The sequence below is a fragment of the Streptomyces sp. NPDC051567 genome (assembly GCF_044454165.1).
In the GTDB taxonomy this organism is placed as follows: domain Bacteria; phylum Actinomycetota; class Actinomycetes; order Streptomycetales; family Streptomycetaceae; genus Streptomyces.
Genome location: NZ_JBITDK010000004.1, coordinates 171175 through 190743 on the forward strand (window position 1 = coordinate 171175; position 19569 = coordinate 190743).

14 protein-coding genes are annotated in these 19569 nt (G+C 72.3%); 7 read left to right on the top strand and 7 right to left on the bottom strand.

Going from position 1 to position 19569, the window contains the following annotated elements; genetic code table 11:
- Positions 1-15: 15 nt before the first annotated feature.
- Both ACIA5F_RS06745 and ACIA5F_RS06750 read left to right on the top strand, forming a co-directional pair.
- Positions 16-1056, top strand: coding sequence for a FecCD family ABC transporter permease (locus ACIA5F_RS06745; protein ID WP_399349884.1), 1041 nt, complete (start codon positions 16-18; stop codon positions 1054-1056).
- Complete coding sequence (locus ACIA5F_RS06750; protein ID WP_399349886.1) at positions 1053-2135, top strand: FecCD family ABC transporter permease; 1083 nt, start codon at positions 1053-1055, stop codon at positions 2133-2135. The genes ACIA5F_RS06745 and ACIA5F_RS06750 overlap by 4 nt, the downstream gene beginning before the upstream one ends.
- Positions 2136-2206: 71 nt before the next feature.
- Here the strand turns inward: ACIA5F_RS06750 and ACIA5F_RS06755 are convergent, their stop codons facing one another.
- The 7 genes from ACIA5F_RS06755 to ACIA5F_RS06785 form a co-directional block, all read right to left on the bottom strand.
- Positions 2207-4750 (bottom strand): ATP-binding protein, encoded by a 2544-nt coding sequence (locus ACIA5F_RS06755; protein WP_399349888.1) that lies wholly within the window; start codon positions 4748-4750, stop codon positions 2207-2209.
- 130 nt (positions 4751-4880) lie between these two features.
- Positions 4881-5564: a response regulator gene (locus ACIA5F_RS06760; protein ID WP_399349891.1), complete on the bottom strand. Its 684-nt coding sequence runs from the start codon at positions 5562-5564 to the stop codon at positions 4881-4883.
- Positions 5565-5668: 104 nt separating this feature from the next.
- The gene (locus tag ACIA5F_RS06765) at positions 5669-6346 is read right to left on the bottom strand and encodes a potassium-transporting ATPase subunit C (protein WP_399349893.1); all 678 of its coding nucleotides are present in this window, start codon (positions 6344-6346) and stop codon (positions 5669-5671) included.
- A gap of 5 nt (positions 6347-6351) precedes the next feature.
- Entirely contained in the window at positions 6352-8457 is a 2106-nt protein-coding gene (gene kdpB, locus ACIA5F_RS06770) for a potassium-transporting ATPase subunit KdpB (protein WP_399349895.1), read from the bottom strand.
- Positions 8454-10118, bottom strand: coding sequence for a potassium-transporting ATPase subunit KdpA (kdpA, locus tag ACIA5F_RS06775; protein WP_399349897.1), 1665 nt, complete (start codon positions 10116-10118; stop codon positions 8454-8456). The genes kdpB (ACIA5F_RS06770) and kdpA overlap by 4 nt, the downstream gene beginning before the upstream one ends.
- Positions 10119-10126: 8 nt before the next feature.
- A complete protein-coding gene (kdpF, locus tag ACIA5F_RS06780) occupies positions 10127-10216 on the bottom strand; it encodes a K(+)-transporting ATPase subunit F (RefSeq protein WP_351374607.1) in 90 nt (29 codons plus the stop codon).
- Between the two features lie 250 nt (positions 10217-10466).
- Positions 10467-11216: a DUF4118 domain-containing protein gene (locus tag ACIA5F_RS06785; RefSeq protein ID WP_399349899.1), complete on the bottom strand. Its 750-nt coding sequence runs from the start codon at positions 11214-11216 to the stop codon at positions 10467-10469.
- Between the two features lie 344 nt (positions 11217-11560).
- Between ACIA5F_RS06785 and ACIA5F_RS06790 the strand changes: the two genes are divergently transcribed.
- The 5 genes from ACIA5F_RS06790 (at position 11561) to ACIA5F_RS06810 (ending at position 19494) form a co-directional block, all read left to right on the top strand.
- Positions 11561-13462, top strand: a complete 1902-nt coding sequence (locus ACIA5F_RS06790; protein ID WP_399349901.1) for an APC family permease — start codon at positions 11561-11563, stop codon at positions 13460-13462.
- A 269-nt stretch (positions 13463-13731) separates the two neighbouring features.
- Positions 13732-15882: a potassium-transporting ATPase subunit KdpB gene (gene kdpB / locus ACIA5F_RS06795; RefSeq protein WP_399349903.1), complete on the top strand. Its 2151-nt coding sequence runs from the start codon at positions 13732-13734 to the stop codon at positions 15880-15882.
- Positions 15883-16401: 519 nt separating this feature from the next.
- A complete protein-coding gene (locus ACIA5F_RS06800) occupies positions 16402-17190 on the top strand; it encodes a GNAT family N-acetyltransferase (protein ID WP_399349905.1) in 789 nt (262 codons plus the stop codon).
- A gap of 77 nt (positions 17191-17267) precedes the next feature.
- Positions 17268-19202, top strand: a complete 1935-nt coding sequence (locus tag ACIA5F_RS06805) for an amino acid transporter (RefSeq protein WP_399349907.1) — start codon at positions 17268-17270, stop codon at positions 19200-19202.
- Positions 19203-19320: 118 nt separating this feature from the next.
- Positions 19321-19494 carry a hypothetical protein gene (locus tag ACIA5F_RS06810; RefSeq protein WP_399349909.1) on the top strand — a complete coding sequence of 58 codons (174 nt, stop codon included), beginning with the start codon at positions 19321-19323 and terminating at the stop codon, positions 19492-19494.
- The last annotated feature ends 75 nt before the right edge of the window (positions 19495-19569 follow it).

The window sequence follows — 19569 nt, forward strand, 5'->3', positions numbered from 1 at the left end:
GGCGTTCCCGACCACATGAGCGCCCCTGTCACGGTGCGGCGGCGGCCGGTTCCGGCCGCCCCGCGCCACGGTTTCGCCCGGACGGCGTCGTCCCTGACGCTCAGTCTGGCCCTCCTCGTCCTCGCACTGCTGGCCAGTGTGATGTTCGGCAGCAAGACGACCTCGCCCGGCGAGGTGCTGGACGTGCTGGCCGGGCAGGGGGACGGTTACCTGCGCACGGTCGTCGAGAGCCGCTACCCGCGCACCGTGCTGGGCGTGCTGGCGGGGGTGTGCCTGGCGGTCGCCGGGACGCTGATGCAGGGCGTGACGCGCAATCCGCTGGCCGATCCGGGGCTGCTCGGGGTCAACGCGGGGGCGTCGGCGAGCATCGTCGCCGCCACCGCGTTCCTGGGCGCCTCCGGCCGGACGGACACGATGTGGTGGGCGCTGCCCGGCGCGTTCCTGGCGGGGCTGGGCGTGTACGCGCTCGGCACCACGGGCGGGCGGGCGAGCCCGGTCCGGCTGGTCCTGGCCGGAGCGGTGCTCTCCGCCGTGCTCGCGGCCTTCATCCAGGCCGTCACCCTCAGCCGCCCCCGGGTCTTCGAGACCTACCGCTACTGGGTGGTGGGTTCCCTCGGCGGCCGGAGCTTCGACGTCGTCTGGTCCGTCCTGCCCTTCGCCGTCGTCGGCCTGCTCCTGGCGCTGGTGCTCGGTCCGGGCCTCAACGCCATGGCCATGGGCGACGACACCGCCACCTCGCTGGGCGCCCGTCCCGAGCGGATCAAGGCGGCCGGCCTGCTGGCGGCCGTGCTGCTCAGCGCGGCGGCCACGGCGGCCGTCGGGCCGATCGCCTTCGTGGGGCTGGCCGTTCCGCACATGGTGCGGGCGCTGGTGGGGGCCGACTTCCGGCTCCAGATCGTCTTCGCGGCCGTCCTCGGGCCGGTGCTGATGCTCTTCGCCGACGTGGTCGGCCGGGTACTGCTGCGCCCCGGGGAACTCATGGTCGGCGTGGTCACCGCCTTCGTCGGCGCTCCCGCCCTCCTGGTCGCCGTCCGCCGGATGAGGGGAACCTCGTGAGCTCCCACCCCACTGTCACCCGCCCCACGGCCGACCGGCCGGCCCTCCCCCGGCCCGCCGTGGTGCGGATCGGCCGCTGGGCGGCCGTTCCCGTACGGCGGCGCTCGGTCGCCGTCGCCCTGGGCCTGTTGGTCCTGCTCGTCGTCGTGGCCGTGGCGACCTTGACCATGGGGCGCCTGGGCATCCGGCTCCCCGACCTGCCCGCCGCGCTGACGGGCGGGGCCACCGGGAAGAACGCCTTCGTCCTGAACCGGCTGCGCGGCCCCCGGCTGGTGGTCGCCATCGGTACCGGGGCCGCCTTCGGTCTCTCCGGCGCCCTCTTCCAGTCGGTGACCCGCAACCCCCTGGGCAGTCCCGACGTCATCGGGCTGGGCGCCGGGGCGGGCGCCGGGGCCGCGGCCGTCGCCCTGCTCCTGCCGGACCTCGTGCCGGTCCCGGTCGGCGCGCTGCTCGGCGCGCTGGCCGCCATGGCGGTCGTCTACTTCTCCACCGGCAGCGGGTTCCGCAGCCCGGGGCGGCTGGTGGTCGCGGGCATCGGGGTGGCCGCGATGGCCACCGCCCTGACCCAGTACGTCGTCTACGCCGTCGAGCGGGACAAGGCCGCCGCGCTGACCGCGTACATCAACGGCAGCCTGTCGGCCCGTTCCTGGGACGACGCGGCGACGATCTGGCTGGTGCTGGCGCTCACGCTGCCCGTCGCCGTGCTCATCGCCCGGCCGCTGGCCGTCGGGGAGATGGGCGACGACCTGGCCGCCGGGCTGGGCAGCAGCCCGGCCCGGACCAAGACCGTCGCCGTCCTGCTCTCCATCGCGCTCTCCGCCGCGGCCGTGGCCGCGGCCGGGCCGATCGCCTTCATCTCGCTCACCGCTCCGCAGGTCAGCAAGCGCATCGCCCGCAGCGGCGGTCCGCACCTGATCCTGTCGACGGTCATGGGCGCCCTGCTGCTGGTCCTGGCCGATCTGGCCGCCCAGCAGCTGCCCTTCTTCGAGAACCTGCCCGTCGGGATCTACACGATGGCCATCGGCGGCGCCTACCTCGGGTACCTGCTGGTGCGCGAGTGGCGCCGCCACGCCCGCTGAGCCGGGGCCGGGGCGCCGCGCACGTCCGCCGAGAACAGCTCCGTCCGGACCTGTTCTCGGCGGACGTGTTCTCAGGTGACCGCGGAGGCCGGGAGTTCGGGGGCGGTCACGGGGCCGTCGCCCGCCGTGGGCAGGGTCAGGACCATGGTGAGCCCGCCGCCGGGGGTGTCCTCGGCGGCGAGGGTGCCGCCGATGGCCTCGGTGAACCCCCGGGCCACGGCGAGGCCGAGCCCCACCCCGGCGCCGCGCGGGGCGTCCCCGTGGCGCTGGAAGGGCTCGAAGATGCGGTCCTTGGCCTCGTCGGGGACGCCGGGCCCGCGGTCCACGACGCGCAGTTCGACGCGGTTGGCCAGGGCGCTGGCGGAGATGTGGACGGGCTGTCCGACGGGGCTGTACTTGACGGCGTTCTCCACGATGTTGGCGACGGCCCGCTCCAGGAGCCCCCGGTCGACCGCCACCATGGGGAGGGTCTCGGGGATGTCGAGCGAGACGCTGTCGTCGGGGACCCCGCCCAGCGCCATCGGGACGACCTCGTCGAGGTCGGTCTCCCGGATGAGCGGGGTGACCGTACCGGTGTTGAGGCGGGACATGTCCAGCAGGTTGCCGATCAGGGCGGAGAGCCGGTCGGCGCCGTCCTCGATGCCTTCGAGGAGTTCGGCCCGGTCGGCCTCGGACCACTCCACGTCGTCGGAGCGCAGCGAGGTGACGGAGGCCTTGATGCCGGCGAGCGGGGTGCGCAGGTCGTGGCTGACGGCGGCGAGCAGGGCGGTGCGGATGCGGTTGCCCTCGGCGAGTTCACGGGCCCGGCCGGCCTCGTCCACCAGCCGCTGGCGGTCGAGGACGACGGCGGCCTGGGCGGCGAAGGCCCCGATGACGCGGCGGTCCTCGGCGGGCAGGACCCGGCCGGAGAGGGCCAGGGCCAGGGTGTCCCCTATGGGCATGTCCACGTCGGCGTCCTCGGGGCGGGCGACCGGGCCGGTGCCCACCGCGGCGGCCGTGGTCCACGGGTCGACCTCGCTGGTCCGTTCCAGGAGGGCGACCGCGCGCATCGAGAAGGTTTCGCGCAGGCGCTCCAGCAGGGCGTCCAGGGAGTTCTCGCCGCGCAGGACGCTGCCGGCGAGGAAGGAGAGGATCTCGGACTCGGCCCGCAGCCTCGCTGCCTGGTGGGTGCGGCGGGCGGCGAGGTCGACGACGGAGGCCACCGACACGGCCACCCCCACGAAGATGGCGATGGCGACGATGTTGCGGGGGTCGGAGATCGTCATCTTGTAGAGGGGCGGGGTGTAGAAGTAGTTGAGCAGGAGCGAGCCGACGGCCGCCGAGGCCAGCGCGGGCATCAGCCCGCCGAGGAGGGCCGCGGCGACGGTCAGGGTGAGGAAGAGCAGCATGTCGTTGGCGAGCCCCAGCTCGGGGAGGGCCTCGCTGAGCAGCAGGGTGAGGAGGGCGGGTCCGGCGACACCGGTCAGCCAGCCCCCGATGATGCGGGACCTCCCCAGCCGTGATCTGCGGGTGGCGGGCAGCCCCCGGCCCTTGGCGACGGCGTCGTGCGTGACCAGGTGGACGTCGAGGTCGGGGCCGGACTCGCCGGCCACGGTGGCGCCGACGCCGGGTCCGAAGGCGTACTGCCACGGCTTGCGGCGGCTGACGCCGAGGACGATCTGGGTGGCGTTGACCCCGCGCGCGAAATCCAGCAGGGAGCTGGGCACGTCGTCGCCGATGACGTGGTGGAAGGAGCCGCCGAGGTCCTCCGCGAGGGTCCGCTGGAGCGCCAGTTCCTTCGGGGAGGCGGAGGTGAGGCCGTCGCTGGCGGCCACGTACACGGCGAGGACCTCGCCGCCCGCGCCCTTCTCCGCGAGCCGGGCGGCGCGGCGGATGAGGGTGCGGCCCTCCGGTCCGCCGGTGAGTCCGACGACGATGCGTTCGCGGGCCTGCCAGGTCGCGCGGATGTCGTGTTCGCCCCGGTACTGCTGGAGGTACTCGTCGACGCGGTCGGCGACCCAGAGCAGGGCCAGCTCGCGCAGGGCGGTGAGGTTGCCGGGCCGGAAGTAGTTGGACAGGGCCGCGTCGACCTTGTCGGACTTGTATATGTTGCCGTGGGCCATCCGCCGCCGCAGCGCCTGCGGGGACATGTCGACCAGTTCGACCTGGTCGGCCCGACGCACCACCTCGTCCGGCACCGTCTCGCGCTGCCGGACCCCCGTTATCGACTCCACGACGTCGCCGAGGGACTCCAGGTGCTGGATGTTGACGGTCGAGACGACGTCGATGCCCGCCTGGAGGAGTTCCTCCACGTCCTGCCAGCGCTTGGCGTTGCGCGAACCCGGGATGTTGGTGTGCGCCAGCTCGTCCACGAGCACGACGGCCGGGTGGCGGGCGAGGATCGCGTCCACGTCCATCTCGGTGAAGACGCTGTCGCGGTACTCCAGTTCACGGCGCTCGACGAGGTGCAGGCCGTGCAGCATCACCTCGGTGCGCGGACGGTCGTGGTGTTCCACGAAGCCGACGACGCAGTCGGTGCCGCGCTCGATCCGGCGGTGCGCCTCGGAGAGCATCGCGTAGGTCTTGCCGACGCCCGGGGCCGCGCCGAGGTAGATGCGGAGCTTGCCGCGTGCCATGTGCCGACTCGTCTTCTCTGCTGACGATCAGGGGCGATCGTGGGTGGCCGGGGGAGCGGGACGGTCGGGAGGGAGCGGGGCGCGGCCGTCGGGTCGGGGCGGGCCGTCGGGGGCGTGGTGCGGCGGGCCGTCAGGGCTCGAAGCGGTATCCCATGCCCGGTTCGGTGATCAGGTACCGGGGGTGGGAGGGGTCGGCCTCCAGCTTGCGCCGCAGCTGGGCCATGTAGACGCGCAGGTAGTTGGTGTGTTCGGAGTAGGTGGGCCCCCAGACCTCCAGCAGGAGGCGGCGCTGGGTGATGAGATGGCCCGGGTTGGCGATGAGGATCTCCAGCAGGTGCCACTCGGTGGGGGTCAGCCGTACGGGGCGGCTGCCGCGCAGCACCTTCTTCGCCACCAGGTCGATGGTGAAGTCGTCGGTGGTGACCACGGCCTGCTCGTCGTTCTGGGCGGGTTCCTCCTGCCGCCGGGTGGCGGCCCGGAGCCGGGCCAGGAGTTCGTCCATGCTGAACGGTTTGGTCACGTAGTCGTCGGCGCCGGCGTCCAGGGCCCGGATCTTCTCCTCGGAGGTGTGACGGGCCGACAGGACCAGGATGGGCACCCGGCTCCAGCCGCGCACCCCCTTGATCACCTCGATCCCGTCCATGTCCGGCAGGCCGAGGTCGAGCAGGATGACGTCCGGTTTGCGGGTGGCGGCCAGTCGCAGGGCGAGGCCGCCGTCGGATGCTTCCTCGACGTCGAACTTGCGCGCCTGAAGGTTGATCTTGAGTGCGCGGACGAGCTGGGGGTCGTCCTCCACCACGAGCACCCGTGTCATGGGGTGGGCAGCCTTTCCTTCGGTGCGGGCGGATACGGCTAAGGAACCGGTGGGGCGCGGGGGCTGGGCGCCCCACCGGTTCCCGATCCGCTGGATCGGTGTCATCAGCCCTTGGTCAGTGCCTTGAGCGCGATGTTGAGTTCGAGCACGTTGACCCGGGGTTCACCCATGAAGCCGAGGGTGCGGCCGGTGGTGCGGTCGGCGACGAGCTTCTCCACCTGCTGGACGCCGAGCCCGTTGCGTTCGGCGACCCGGTGGATCTGGAGCGCGGCGTACTCGGGGGAGATGTGCGGGTCGAGGCCGGAGCCGGAGGAGGTGACGGCGTCGGCCGGCACGTCCTTGGGGCTGATCCTGTGGGAGGCCGTGGAGTTGTCGGCGACGACCGCGTCCTTGGCCTGGGTCACCCAGGTGAGGAGGTCCTGGTTGTCGGCGGCCTTGTTGGAGGCGCCGGACAGGAGCAGCGAGTACTGCGTGTTGATGCTGTTGCTGCCCAGGCCCTTGGAGAGGCGCGGCTGGAACCACATGAGGTCCGGCCTGGCGGCTTCCTCCGGGTCGTCGGGGTTCTGCTTGGGCAGGTTGTAGCTCTGCCCGATGAGGGCGGAGCCGACGACCTGGCCGTCCTTGTCCTTGATCTCGGAGCCGTTGGCGTTGCCGTTGAAGGCGGCCTGGGCGATGCCGGTGACGGCGAGGGGGTAGAGGACCCCGCACAGGACGGTCAGGACGAGGAGGGCGCGGAGCCCGGCCCCCAGGAGGCGCAGTGAGCTGGTGACGGAGTTGTTCATGGCGGTCAGCCGATCCCGGGGATGAGGGAGATGAGGAGGTCGATGAGCTTGATGCCGATGAACGGGGCGACGAGTCCGCCGAGGCCGTAGAGGGCGAGGTTGCGGCGGAGCATCTTGTCGGCGCTGGTGGGCCGGTAGCGGACGCCCTTCAGGGCGAGGGGGACCAGCGCGACGATGATCAGCGCGTTGAAGATCACCGCGGAGAGGATCGCCGACTCCGGGGAGGTCAACGCCATGATGTTGAGCTTGTCCAGGCCCGGGTAGGCGACCGCGAACATGGCCGGGATGATCGCGAAGTACTTGGCGACGTCGTTGGCGATGGAGAAGGTGGTGAGGGCGCCGCGGGTGATGAGGAGCTGTTTGCCGATCTCGACGATCTCGATGAGTTTGGTGGGGTTGGAGTCGAGGTCGACCATGTTGCCGGCCTCCTTCGCGGCGGAGGTGCCGGTGTTCATGGCCACACCCACGTCGGCCTGGGCGAGGGCCGGGGCGTCGTTGGTGCCGTCACCGGTCATCGCGACGAGCTTGCCGCCCGCCTGCTCCCGCTTGATCAACGCCATCTTGTCCTCCGGCGTCGCCTCCGCGAGGAAGTCGTCGACGCCGGCCTCCTCGGCGATGGCCTTCGCCGTCAGCGGGTTGTCACCCGTGATCATGACGGTGCGGATGCCCATCCGGCGCAGCTCCTCGAACCGCTCCCGCATGCCCTCCTTGACCACGTCCTTGAGGTGGATCACTCCGAGGACGCGGGCGCCCTGGGCGTCCCGGACCGCCACCAGCAGCGGCGTGCCGCCCGCCGAGGAGATGCGGTGGGCCAGGGTGTCGGCGTCGTCGGCGATCTCGCCGCCGCGCTCCTTCACCCAGGTGAGGACGGAGCCCGCGGCGCCCTTGCGGATCTCCCGGCCGTCCACGTCCACGCCCGACATGCGGGTCTGCGCGGTGAAGCCGATCCACTCGGCGTCCGCCAGTTCGCCCTGGTGGCGCTCGCGCAGGCCGTACTTCTCCTTCGCGAGGACCACGATGGAGCGGCCCTCGGGGGTCTCGTCGGCCAGCGAGGAGAGCTGGGCGGCGTCGGCCACCTCGGCTTCCGTGGTGCCCTTGACGGGGACGAACTCGGATGCCTGGCGGTTGCCCAGGGTGATGGTGCCGGTCTTGTCGAGGAGCAGCGTCGAGACGTCGCCCGCGGCCTCGACGGCGCGCCCGCTCATCGCCAGGACGTTGCGCTGGACCAGACGGTCCATGCCCGCGATGCCGATCGCCGAGAGCAGCGCCCCGATGGTGGTCGGGATCAGGCAGACGAGCAGGGCCGTCAGCACGATCAGCGAGGTCTGGTCGTCGGCGCCCGCGTAGATCGCGAACGGCTTCAGCGTGACGACCGCCAGCAGGAAGACGATGGTCAGCGAGGAGAGCAGGATGTTGAGGGCGATCTCGTTGGGGGTCTTCTGCCGGGCCGCGCCCTCGACCAGGGCGATCATCCGGTCGATGAACGTCTCGCCGGGCTTCGTCGTGATCTTGATGACGATGCGGTCCGAGAGGACCTTCGTGCCGCCGGTCACCGCGCTGCGGTCACCGCCCGACTCGCGGATCACCGGGGCCGACTCACCGGTGATCGCCGACTCGTCGACCGAGGCCACCCCCTCGACGACGTCGCCGTCGCCGGGGATGATGTCGCCCGCCTCGCAGACGACCAGGTCGCCGATGCGCAGTTCCGTGCCCGGGACCTGCTCCTCCACGGTTCCCGACAGCCGCCGGGCGACCGTGTCCGTCTTGGCCTTGCGCAGCGTGTCCGCCTGGGCCTTGCCGCGGCCTTCCGCGACCGCCTCCGCCAGGTTCGCGAAGAGGGTGGTCAGCCACAGCCAGACGGTGATGGCCCAGCCGAACCAGTTCCCGGGGTCCTTGACCGCGAGCACGGTGGTGACCACCGAGCCTATGAGGACGACGAACATGACCGGGGACTTGACCATCACGCGGGGGTCGAGCTTGCGGACGGCGTCCGGGAAGGACGTGATGAGCTGTTTCGGGTCGAAGAGGCCGCTGCCGGCACGTCCGGCCGGCGGCTTGTGGCCGGTGGGCAGGTCTTCGTGGGGCGCGCGGGTAGGAGTGGCGGTGCTCATGAGGCGAGCCCTTCGGCAAGCGGTCCCAGCGCGAGGGCCGGGAAGTAGGTCAGGCCGGTGATGATGAGGATCGTGCCGACGAGGAGGCCCGCGTAGAGCGGCTTGTCGGTACGGAGCGTCCCCGCCGTGGCCGGTACGGGCTTCTGCTCGGCCAGTGAGCCCGCCAGCGCGAGGACGAAGACCATGGGCAGGAAGCGGCCCAGCAGCATCGCGATGCCGATGGTGGTGTTGAACCACTGGGTGTCGGCGTTCAGGCCCGCGAAGGCCGAGCCGTTGTTGTTGGCGCCCGAGGTGTAGGCGTAGAGGACCTCGGAGAAGCCGTGCGCACCACTGTTGGCCATGGAGTCGGCCGGGGTGGGCAGGGCCATCGCCACGGCGGTGAAGCCGAGGACCAGGGCCGGGGTGATGAGGATGTAGCAGGCCGCGAACTTGATCTCGCGGGTGCCGATCTTCTTGCCCAGGTACTCGGGGGTGCGGCCGACCATCAGGCCCGCGATGAACACCGCGATGACGGCCATGACCAGCATGCCGTAGAGGCCGGAGCCCACACCGCCGGGCGCGATCTCGCCCAGCTGCATGCCGAGCATCGTGATGCCGCCGCCGAGGCCGGTGTAGGAGGAGTGGAAGGAGTTGACGGCGCCGGTCGAGGTGAGCGTGGTGGCCACCGCGAAGATCGAGGAGCCGGCGATGCCGAAGCGGGTCTCCTTGCCCTCCATCGCGCCGCCCGCGGCCTGGAGCGCCGGGCCGTGGTGCGCGAACTCGGTCCACATCATCAGCCCGGTGAAGGTGATCCAGATGGTGGCCATCGTCGCCAGGATCGCGTATCCCTGGCGGACCGAGCCGACCATCCGGCCGAAGGTCCGCGTCAGGGAGAACGGGATCACCAGGATCAGGAAGATCTCGAAGAGGTTGGAGAAGGGCGTCGGGTTCTCGAAGGGGTGCGCGGAGTTGGCGTTGAAGTAGCCGCCGCCGTTGGTCCCGAGCTCCTTGATGACCTCCTGCGAGGCCACCGCGCCGCCGTTCCACTGCTGCGGGTCGCCCAGGAACTGCCCGACCTCGTGGATGCCGGAGAAGTTCTGGATCGCGCCGCAGGCCACGAGCACCAGTGCGCCGACCACCGAGAGGGGCAGCAGGATGCGGACGGTGCCGCGGACCAGGTCGGACCAGAAGTTGCCCAGTTCGCCGGTGCGCGACCGGGCGAAACCGCGGACGAGGGCCACCGCGACCGCCATGCCCACCGCGGCGGACACGAAGTTCTGCACGGCCAGGCCACCGGTCTGCACCACGTGGCCCATCGCCTGCTCACCGGCGTACGACTGCCAGTTGGTGTTGGCCACGAAGGAGGCGGCGGTGTTGAACGCCTGGTCGGGGTCGATCGACGCGAAGCCGAGCGAGCCGGGCAGGCTGCCCTGCACACGTTGCAGGGCGTAGAGGAACAGGACGCTCACGGCGGAGAAGGCCAGGACCGAGCGCAGGTAGGCGGGCCAGCGCATCTCCGCGTCGGGGTTGGCGCCGACGGCCTTGTATATCCACTTCTCCGGCTTCCAGTGCTTCTCGGAGGAGTAGACCCGGGCCATGTGATCGCCGAGGGGGCGGTAGGCCAGCGCGAGCGCGGCGATCAGCGCGAGCAGCTGGAGCACACCAGCGGTTTGGGAACTCATGTCAGTACTCAGAACCTCTCCGGGTACACAAGGGCGAGGATGAGGTATCCGAGCAGGGAGACGGCCACGACGAGGCCGACGATGTTCTCGACAGTCACAGCCTGGTCACTCCCTTGGCGATGAGAGCCACCAGCGCGAAGACCGCGACCGTGGTGACGACGAAGGCCAGATCGGCCATCGTGAGCTCCTGATTGACGTGATGAGGTGGAATCGGCCGTGTGGCCGAGGTAGAGCAAACCTCGCCACCGGGCAGGCGTTAAGGCCCCTTGACGGGGTCCATACGGGCAGGGGTCAACCCTTGACGCCGCCCTGACGCCGCCCTCCGCCACCCCTACTGAACTGCGGCTTTCATCCCTTTTGGGACAGTCCGGCGGTGTCCAGGGCGGCCCCGGCCTGGGCGGCCAGCGCCACGGCCACCCGACGGGCCCGCTCCTCGGGCAGCGGGCCCGGGAGCGGGTCGAGCAGGAAGCGTCCGTAGTAGTGGCCGCCGCCGACGACCCGCAGTTCGCTCTCCCCGTCCGGCCAGTCGGCGTACTCCGTCACCCGGTTCCCCCGGCGGAGCCAGAGGCTGCCGTCGTGCTCCAGCCGCGGCCGGTGGCCGATCAGGGTCCCGTACTCGAAGCGGCAGCCGCGCAGCCCCAGCAGGCCGACGAGTTCCCGGCGGACGTGCTCGACCACGGCGTCGGGCGAGCCCCCGCCCTCGGCGAGCCGGGCGGTCTCCTGGAGGCGGCCCAGGTGGGCGTCGTCGGTGACCACGGCGGCCTGGAGCCTGCGGGCGCGGACGGCCAGCTGGGAGACGACCAGGCCCACGACGAGCAGCAGCGCGGCCGTCTGGAGGTCCTCGCGGCCGGCGACGGCGAACCGCTGGTAGGGCCGGGTCAGGAAGAAGTCGAACCAGGCGGTCGCGGAGAGCGCGGCGAGGGCGCCGGCCGTCCGGGTGCCGGTCGCGGCGACCGCGACCACCGCGACGACCAGGACCAGGGCCGCGTTCGCCGTCGAGAGGCCGGTACGCAAGGGCACGAGCGCGAGGGCGACGAGGAAGGGGACCACGAGGGCCGCGACCAGCGCGAGACGGTCATGGAGCCGGTACCCGGACATGGGACACCTCCCCGGAGGGAACGGGCGGCGGACGGGACGGGCGGGCCTCGGCGAGGGCCGGGGCGGGGCGCGGCTGCCGGGCGGGACCCGGCAGGAAGAGCCGATGAAGAGATGTCCGCACTTATCAGTTTATGCGGGTGTGCCTCGCTCCGGCACGCCCCTCCCCCGGGCCGCCCGCCCCCGGCGGCGGCCCCTTGACGGACCCCGTACGCCAACCCCCGCCGCCGCGTATGGGGCCCGTGAAGAGTGGCCGGGCCCGCGTAGGGATCGCGCCAAGGGTGCTGGCGACCCGTCCGCGATGCTCCGACGCTGTCCTCACTTTGCCCCCTCGGAGGAACGGCATCATGGCCATACACGCAGGAAAGCCGGAGACGCCCGCACAGGTACCGGGCCAGGAGGAACCCCCTGATACCGGCGGCTCCCCGGCCCCGGACGACCGGCACCGGCTCACCTCGCTCCAGGGCCTGGCCGCCCTGTCCCTGGACGCGATGGCCTCGGTGGCGTACGGCCCCGAGTCGATCGTGCTGGTCCTGGCGGCGGCCGGGGCCTACGGCATGGGGTTCACCCTGCCCGTCACCCTGGCGATCGCCGCGCTGCTCGCGGTACTGGTGGCCTCGTACCGGCAGGTCATCGCCGCCTTCCCGGACGGCGGCGGCTCGTACGCGGTCGCCAAGCGGCACCTGGGACGGCGCACCGCACTGTTCGCCGCCGCCTCGCTGGTCCTCGACTACGTCCTGAACGTGGCCGTCTCCGTCACCGCCGGTGTGGCCGCCCTGACCTCGGCCTTCCCCCAGCTGTACGGGGAGCGGGTGTGGATCGGCCTGGGCGTGCTGCTGCTGGTCACCGCGGTCAACCTGCGCGGGGTCGTGGACTCCGCCAAGGCGTTCCTCGTGCCCACCGCCGTGTTCGTCGGCTCGATCCTGGCGATGATCGCGGTCGGGCTGTTCCGGGACGGGCCGGCCAGTACCGCCTCCGCCGCCGGGCACGCCTCCTCGCTGGGCGAGACGTCCACCACCGTCGGCGCGCTCCTGCTGCTGAAGGCGTTCGCGGCCGGCTGTTCGGCGCTGACCGGGGTCGAGGCCGTCGCCAACGCCGTACCGTCCTTCCGGGCCCCGGCCGCCCGGCGGGCCCAGCGCACGGAGGTCGTACTCGGCGCGCTGCTGGGCGTGATGCTGATCGGGCTCTCGGTGCTGATCGGCCGCTTCCACCTCCAGCCGGTCGAGGGCGTCACCGTCCTGGCCCAGCTCGCGGACGCCTCCTTCGGCCACGACGCGGCCTTCTACGTGGTCCAGTTCGCCACCATGGTCCTGCTGGCGCTGGCCGCGAACACCTCCTTCGGCGGGCTGCCGGTGCTGATGAGCCTGCTGGCCCGCGACAACCACCTGCCGCACTTCTTCGCCCTCAAGGCCGACCGCCAGGTGCACCGGCACGGCGTGCTCGCGCTCGCGGCCGTCTCCGCCGTCCTGCTGGTCCTCTCCGGCGGCGACACCAACACCCTGGTGCCGCTCTTCGCCATCGGCGTCTTCGTCGGGTTCACGATCTGCCAGGTCGGGATGGTCCGGCACTGGTCCCTGGAACGGCCCCGGGGCCGGCGGCGCAGGGCCGTCCTCAACGGTTTCGGCGCGCTGCTGACGGGGGTGGCGGCGGTCGTCGTCACCGCCACCAAGTTCACCGAGGGCGCCTGGCTGATCGTCCTCGCCCTGCCCCTGCTCGTCCTCGGCTTCGAACGGGTCCACCGCGCCTACACCCAGATCGGCCTCCTCCTCGAACTCGGCCGCGTCCCGCAGCCGCCGCACCGGGTGCGGTCCCTGGTGGTGGTCCCCGTCTCGGGGCTGTCCAAGCTGACCTGCCAGGCGCTGACCGCCGCCCGCTCGCTGGGCGACGAGGTCCTGGCCGTCACCGTCACCCACCCCGCCCCCGAGGACCGGGAGAGCGCCGAGGCCCTGCGCCGGGACTGGGAGCTGTGGAACCCCGGGGTGGCGCTCGTCGAGGTCTCCTCGGCCAAGCGGGACCTGGGCCGGCCGCTCGCGCGGTACGTGCGCGAACTCACCGAGGACCGTCCCGGGTCCCAGGTCACCGTCCTGATCCCGGAGACCGAACCGGCCCGGATGTGGCAGCGGCTGCTCCAGAACCAGCGCGGCTCCGTGGTCGCCCACGCCGTCCGCCGGGACACGGACGCGGTGATCTGCCGGCTGCGGTTCCGGCTGGGCGAGAGCATCCCCCAGCTCCCCGCGGAGCGGCCTTGACGGAGTCCTGACGCGTCCCTGACGGGTTTGCGCGCACCGCCGTCAAGGCGCCGCCAATTCTCCCCGGACGCGCGGGAGCAGCCGCTGACGGGCCGGTAGATTCCGCTCGTCCGCCGGGCCCCGGGCCGTCGCGTGACGACGTCCGGGCGTCCGGGCCGGCCCTCTCCGGCGGCTCCCCCGCCCCGCGTCCCGTCCCGCGTCCCGTCCCGCGCCCACCGCCGCCGTACGGCCGGTGGGCGCTTCGCCGATCCCACTCAGAAGGTCTCGCCATGCCTCCCGCCGCCGCGCAGCACACCCCTCCGGGCCTCGCCACCGGTCCGCGGACCCCGGTCACCCGGCCGCCCCACAAGCGCCCGGGGCCGGCCGGTCTGCTGGAGCCCGAGCAGCTGGCGGCCTCCGCGCGGGAGGCCGTCGCCAAGCTGCATCCGCGCGAACTGGTCAAGAAGCCGGTGCTGTTCGTCGTCGCGGCCGGCTCGGCCCTGACCACGCTCTCGGCCCTCTTCCACCCGTCCGTCTTCACCTGGGTCATCAGCGTCTGGCTCTGGCTGACGGTCCTCTTCGCCAACCTCGCCGAGGCCGTCGCCGAGGGCCGGGGCCGCGCGCAGGCCCAGTCGCTGCGCAAGGCCCGTACGGACACGGTCGCGCTGCGGCTGCTGCACTGGACGTACGGGGCGAACCTGCGCAGCGCGGAGACCGAGGTGGTCACCCCGGACCGGCTCCAGCCCTTCGACTTCGTGCTGGTGGAGGCGGGTGAGCTGATACCGGCCGACGGCGACGTGGTCGACGGGGCGGCGATGGTGGACGAGTCGGCCGTCACCGGTGAATCGGCCCCGGTCCTGCGGGAGTCGGGCGGGGACCGCTCCGGTGTCACGGGCGGCACGACCGTCCTGTCCGACTCGGTCGTCGTCCGGGTCACCTCGCGCCCCGGCGACAGCTTCGTCGACCGGATGATCGCCCTGGTCGAGGGGGCGTCCCGGCAGAAGACCCCGAACGAGATCGCCCTCAACATCCTGCTGGCCGCCCTGACGGCCGCGTTCATCCTGGTCGTCGTCAGCCTCCAGCCGATGGCCGCCTACGCGGGCGCCGCCCAGTCGACGACCGTCCTGGTGGCCCTGCTCGTCACGCTCATCCCGACCACCATCGGGGCGCTGCTCTCGGCGATCGGCATCGCGGGCATGGACCGTCTGGTCCAGCGCAACGTCCTGGCGATGAGCGGGCGCGCCGTCGAGGCCGCGGGCGACGTGAACACCCTGCTGCTCGACAAGACCGGCACCATCACCCACGGCAACCGGCAGGCCGTGGCCTTCGTCCCGCTGCCCGGCGTCGACCGCGTCAAGCTCGCGGACGCCGCCCAGCTCTCCTCGCTGGCCGACGAGACCCCCGAGGGCCGCTCCGTCGTGGAGCTCGCGCGGCAGTACGGGCTGGAGCCGGCGGACGAGGCGGAGCTGAGCCGTCCGCGCTTCGTCGAGTTCAGTGCCCGGACCCGGATGAGCGGGGTCAACCTGAGCTGGGACAACGGTGCGGGCTGCGCCATCCGCAAGGGCGCGGCGGCGCAGGTCGCCGAGTGGGTGACGCTGCGCGGCGGGACCGTGCCGCCGGAGGCCGCCGCATGGTCGGCCGCGGTCTCCGGGGCCGGGGGCACCCCGCTGCTGGTGGCGGTCCACGACTGGGACGGGCCGCGGGTCCTGGGCATCGTCCACCTCAAGGACGTGGTCAAGGAGGGCATGCGGGAGCGGTTCGAGGAGCTGCGCCGGATGGGCATCCGCACCGTCATGGTGACCGGCGACAACGAGCTGACGGCCCGCGCGATCGCCGCCGAGGCCGGGGTCGACGAATATCTCGCGGAGGCGACGCCGGAGGACAAGATGGCGTTGATCAAGCGGGAGCAGGCGGGCGGCAAGCTTGTCGCGATGACCGGTGACGGCACCAACGACGCCCCGGCCCTCGCCCAGGCCGACGTGGGTGTGGCGATGAACACCGGCACCTCCGCCGCGAAGGAGGCCGGCAACATGGTCGACCTCGACTCCAACCCCACCAAACTCATCGAGATCGTCGAGATCGGCAAACAGCTCCTCATCACCCGCGGCGCCCTCACCACCTTCTCCATCACGAACGACGTCGCCAAGTACTTCGCGATCATCCCCGCCATGTTCACGGCGGCCCACCCGGGGCTGGAGGCGCTCAACATCATGGGCCTGCACAGCCCGATGTCGGCGATCACCTCGGCGATCATCTTCAACGCGCTGATCATCGTCGCCCTCATCCCGCTGGCCCTGCGCGGCGTCCGCTACCGGCCCGCCTCCGCGCACGACCTGCTCCGCCGCAACCTCGCCCTCTACGGCCTCGGCGGCCTGATCCTGCCGTTCGTCGGCATCAAGCTCATCGACCTCGTCGTCTCCACGGTTCCCGGCATCGGATGAATTCCGCCAGTGGGCCGTCAATTGTCCGTAAGGGCCCTTGAGACCTGACCGCCGGGCCAGTTGCATGAGCGACGTGAACATCGGTCGGCGCCATGACGACCGGCCACCGCATACGGTGCCGCCGGCCGTGCTCCGCGCCCGCCTCTCCCGCGCTGCGGCGCCATGAGAACCCTGCGGCCGGCCGTGCCGTCTCCCGGCCGTCCGCAGGTACCTCTCCCGCCCCACGGGCCCCGGCCCGGCCGGTACGTACCCCGTCCGCCGCCACCGCTGCCGTCGTCGGCGGCGCTGTCGGCGGCGGCGCACCGGGGCGGTCCCGGCCCGGCCGCACCCGGCTCTCGCGGACCGCCCCGCGTTCCTCTCCCTTCGGCTTTCCGCGTCCCCGAGTTTCCGGCTTCTCCGGCTTCTCCGGCTTCTCCGGCTTCTCCGGCTTCTCCGGCTTTCCACGCCCGCGCTCCTGCGGACGCCCCCGCTCCCCCGCTCCCCTTCCCCCCGTCCCGTGCCCCCCGAGGTGGCTCACCCGTGATAGAGCTTCCCCTTTCCCGCCTTCCCGCCCTGACCGGCTGGTTCCCCGCCGGGGCGCCCGGCATCGCGGCCCTCGCCGAGCACGTCGTCACCACCGGCCACGGCCGCTGGTGGGCCGACCGGGCCCGCTCGCCCCGGGTCCTGGCGGTCGAGTGCGGCGACCACGTCCTGCTGCGGGGCGACCCGCAGGCACTCGGCCCGGCGGCCCTCGGCGTGTTCACCGCCCGCTACGTCGAGGCCCCGGCCCGGTTCGCCCCGGTGGTGAGGACCGCCTTCTCCCGGGTCGAGCCCCGGGAGCGGATGCTCTACGTCCGCCAGGCCCCCGCCCTGCCGTCCCGGCTGCCGCGCGGGGTCACCGTACGGCGGCTGACGGCCGAGGACGCCCCGGCGCTGGCCGCGCTCGGCCCCGGGGCCGCCCCGGTCCACTCGACCTGGGGCGGACCGCACGGGCTCGCCGGATCGGGGGCCGCCTGGGGCGCCTTCCACCGCGGGCGGCCGCTCGCGGTGGCGTGCACGTACGTCCTGGGCAGCCGCTACGAGGACATCGCCGTCCTCGCCGACCCCGGGGAGCGGCGCCAGCGGCTGGCGCTGGCCTGCCTGGGGGCCCTGTGCGAGGACATCGCCGCCCGCGGGCACACCCCGAGCTGGTCCTGCTCCCGGGGCGACCGGCCGGGCCGGCTGCTGGCCTGGCGGGCGGGTTTCCGGCTGCGGCGGGAGTACGTCCGCTACGCCACCGGGAGGGTTCGCGCCCCGGAGGCGTCGCCATCCACGCGTACCCGGGGATAGAAGAGCAGGCTGCCTACGCCGGCCCGGCCGTCCACGTCGGTGGCTGATTCCCCGCCGTACGACAGGAGCCGCCCACGATGGCCACCCCGGCCCGTACGCCGCGCCTGCGCGCGTGGCTGCTGGAAGGCATCCCCGACCGCGCCAAGCAACAGCAGCCGCCCGTCGTCGCCGCGCACGAAGGGCGCTCCTGGTGGCGCGTCATGTGCCTGACCGGTCTCGACTACTTCTCCACCCTCGGCTACCAGCCCGGCATCGCGGCGCTCGCGGCCGGACTCCTGTCCCCGCTGGCCACCGTCGTCCTGGTCCTGCTCACCCTCTTCGGCGCGCTGCCCGTCTACCGGCGGGTGGCCGAGGAGAGCCCGCACGGCGAGGGCTCGATCGCCATGCTGGAGCGGCTGCTGTCCTTCTGGAAGGGGAAGCTCTTCGTCCTGACCCTGCTCGGGTTCGCGGCGACCGACTTCCTCATCACCATCACCCTCTCGGCCGCCGACGCGACCGCGCACCTGGTCGAGAACCCGCACCTCACCAGCGCCCTGCACGGGCACGAGGTACTGATCACCCTGATCCTGATCGCCCTGCTCGGGACGGTCTTCCTGAAGGGGTTCAGCGAGGCGATCGGCCTGGCGGTCGTCCTCGTGGGGGTCTACCTGGCGCTGAACGCCGTCGTGATGGTGACCGGCGTCTGGCAGGTCGTCACCGGACCCCAGGTGGTGACGGACTGGTCCCAGGCCCTGACCACCCAGCACGGCAACGTCTTCATGATGATCGCCATCGCCCTCCTCGTCTTCCCCAAACTCGCCCTGGGCCTCTCCGGCTTCGAGACGGGCGTGGCCGTGATGCCGCACGTCAAGGGCGATCCGGGGGACACCGAGGAGGACCCCGCCGGACGCGTCCGGGGCACGAAGAAGCTGCTGACGACGGCCGCGGTCATCATGAGCGTCTTCCTGATCTGCTCCAGCCTCGTCACCACCCTGCTGATCCCCCCGGACGCCTTCAAGGCGGGCGGCCCGGCCAACGGGCGCGCCCTCGCCTATCTGGCCCACGAGTACCTGGGCTCCGTCTTCGGCACGGTCTACGACGTCTCCACCATCTTGATCCTGTGGTTCGCGGGCTCCTCGGCCATGGCCGGGCTGCTGAACCTGATGCCGCGCTACCTGCCCCGGTACGGCATGGCCCCGCACTGGGCCCGCGCGGTCCGCCCCATGGTCATCGTCTTCACCCTCGTGGCCTTCCTGGTCACCTGGATCTTCGACGCCGACGTGGACGCGCAGGGCGGCGCGTACGCCACCGGGGTCCTCGTCCTGATCACCTCGGCCGCCGTCGCCGTCACCCTCGCCGCCCGGCGGGCGGGCGAGCGCGGCTGGACGGCCGGTTTCGGCGTCATCTCCGCGGTCTTCGTGTACACGACCGCCGCCAACGTCGTCGAGCGCCCCGACGGCGTGAAGATCGGCGCCTGTTTCATCGCGGGCATCATGGGCCTGTCCCTGCTCTCGCGCCTCGCCCGCGTCTTCGAGCTGCGCGTCACCCATGTCGAGCTGGACGACATGGCGCGGCGGTTCGTCCGTGACACCGCGAGCCGCACCATCCGGTTCGTCGCCAACGAACCGGACCGCCGTGACGCCGCCGAGTACCGCGAGAAGGTGCACCAGATCCGCGCGGACAACGACGTGCCCGCCTCGGACGACCTGGTGTTCGTCGAGGTGACCGTCCTGGACCCGTCCGAGTTCGAGTCGAACCTGCGGGTGCGCGGCGAGGTCCTGCACGGCCGCTACCGCGTCCTGACGATGGAGAGCCCGACGGTGCCCAACGCCCTGGCCGCGCTGCTCCTGCACGTACGGGACACCACGGGGCGGCGTCCGCACATCTACTTCGAGTGGACCGAGGGCAACCCCATGGCCAACTTCCTGCGCTTCTTCCTCTTCGGGCAGGGCGAGGTCGCCCCGGTCACCCGTGAGGTGCTGCGCGAGGCCGAGCCGGACCGCTCCCGCCGCCCGCACGTCCACGCCGGCTGATCCGGCGCGTCGTCACGGTGGTGGCCCGGCGTGGCGATGCGTCAAGGTACGTCAAAATGCCGACAGAAAAGGCGCCCCGCTCTCGCCCGCAGGCGGGCGGGGCGGCATTCTCACTGCGGTGACCCTTCCCTGGTACCCCGACCGCGGCATCCGCCGGACCGTACTCGTCCTCGGCTCGGGCGGCGTCGCCGTCATCGCCACGGGCGCCCTCCTCGACGCCCTGTGGCTGCTCGGCATCGGCGTCTGGGGGATCATCGGCGCGATGGTGATCGAACTCGTCTACCGGCCGTAGGCCCCGCGGACGGGGCGCACGCCGGACACCACACGCTCTGTCCTGTGCCGTCGCGGGTGTGGGAGCCTCGCAGGA

What these genes read in the sequence shown, in the direction of transcription:
- ACIA5F_RS06745 (WP_399349884.1), top strand. Translation starts at nt 16, where the DNA reads ATGAGCGCCCCTGTCACGGTGCGGCGGCGGCCGGTTCCGGCCGCCCCG.
- ACIA5F_RS06755 (WP_399349888.1), bottom strand. Translation starts at nt 4,750, where the DNA reads ATGGCACGCGGCAAGCTCCGCATCTACCTCGGCGCGGCCCCGGGCGTC.
- ACIA5F_RS06760 (WP_399349891.1), bottom strand. Translation starts at nt 5,564, where the DNA reads ATGACACGGGTGCTCGTGGTGGAGGACGACCCCCAGCTCGTCCGCGCA.
- ACIA5F_RS06765 (WP_399349893.1), bottom strand. Translation starts at nt 6,346, where the DNA reads ATGAACAACTCCGTCACCAGCTCACTGCGCCTCCTGGGGGCCGGGCTC.
- kdpB (WP_399349895.1), bottom strand. Translation starts at nt 8,457, where the DNA reads ATGAGCACCGCCACTCCTACCCGCGCGCCCCACGAAGACCTGCCCACC.
- kdpA (WP_399349897.1), bottom strand. Translation starts at nt 10,118, where the DNA reads ATGAGTTCCCAAACCGCTGGTGTGCTCCAGCTGCTCGCGCTGATCGCC.
- ACIA5F_RS06785 (WP_399349899.1), bottom strand. Translation starts at nt 11,216, where the DNA reads ATGTCCGGGTACCGGCTCCATGACCGTCTCGCGCTGGTCGCGGCCCTC.
- ACIA5F_RS06790 (WP_399349901.1), top strand. Translation starts at nt 11,561, where the DNA reads ATGGCCATACACGCAGGAAAGCCGGAGACGCCCGCACAGGTACCGGGC.
- kdpB (WP_399349903.1), top strand. Translation starts at nt 13,732, where the DNA reads ATGCCTCCCGCCGCCGCGCAGCACACCCCTCCGGGCCTCGCCACCGGT.
- ACIA5F_RS06805 (WP_399349907.1), top strand. Translation starts at nt 17,268, where the DNA reads ATGGCCACCCCGGCCCGTACGCCGCGCCTGCGCGCGTGGCTGCTGGAA.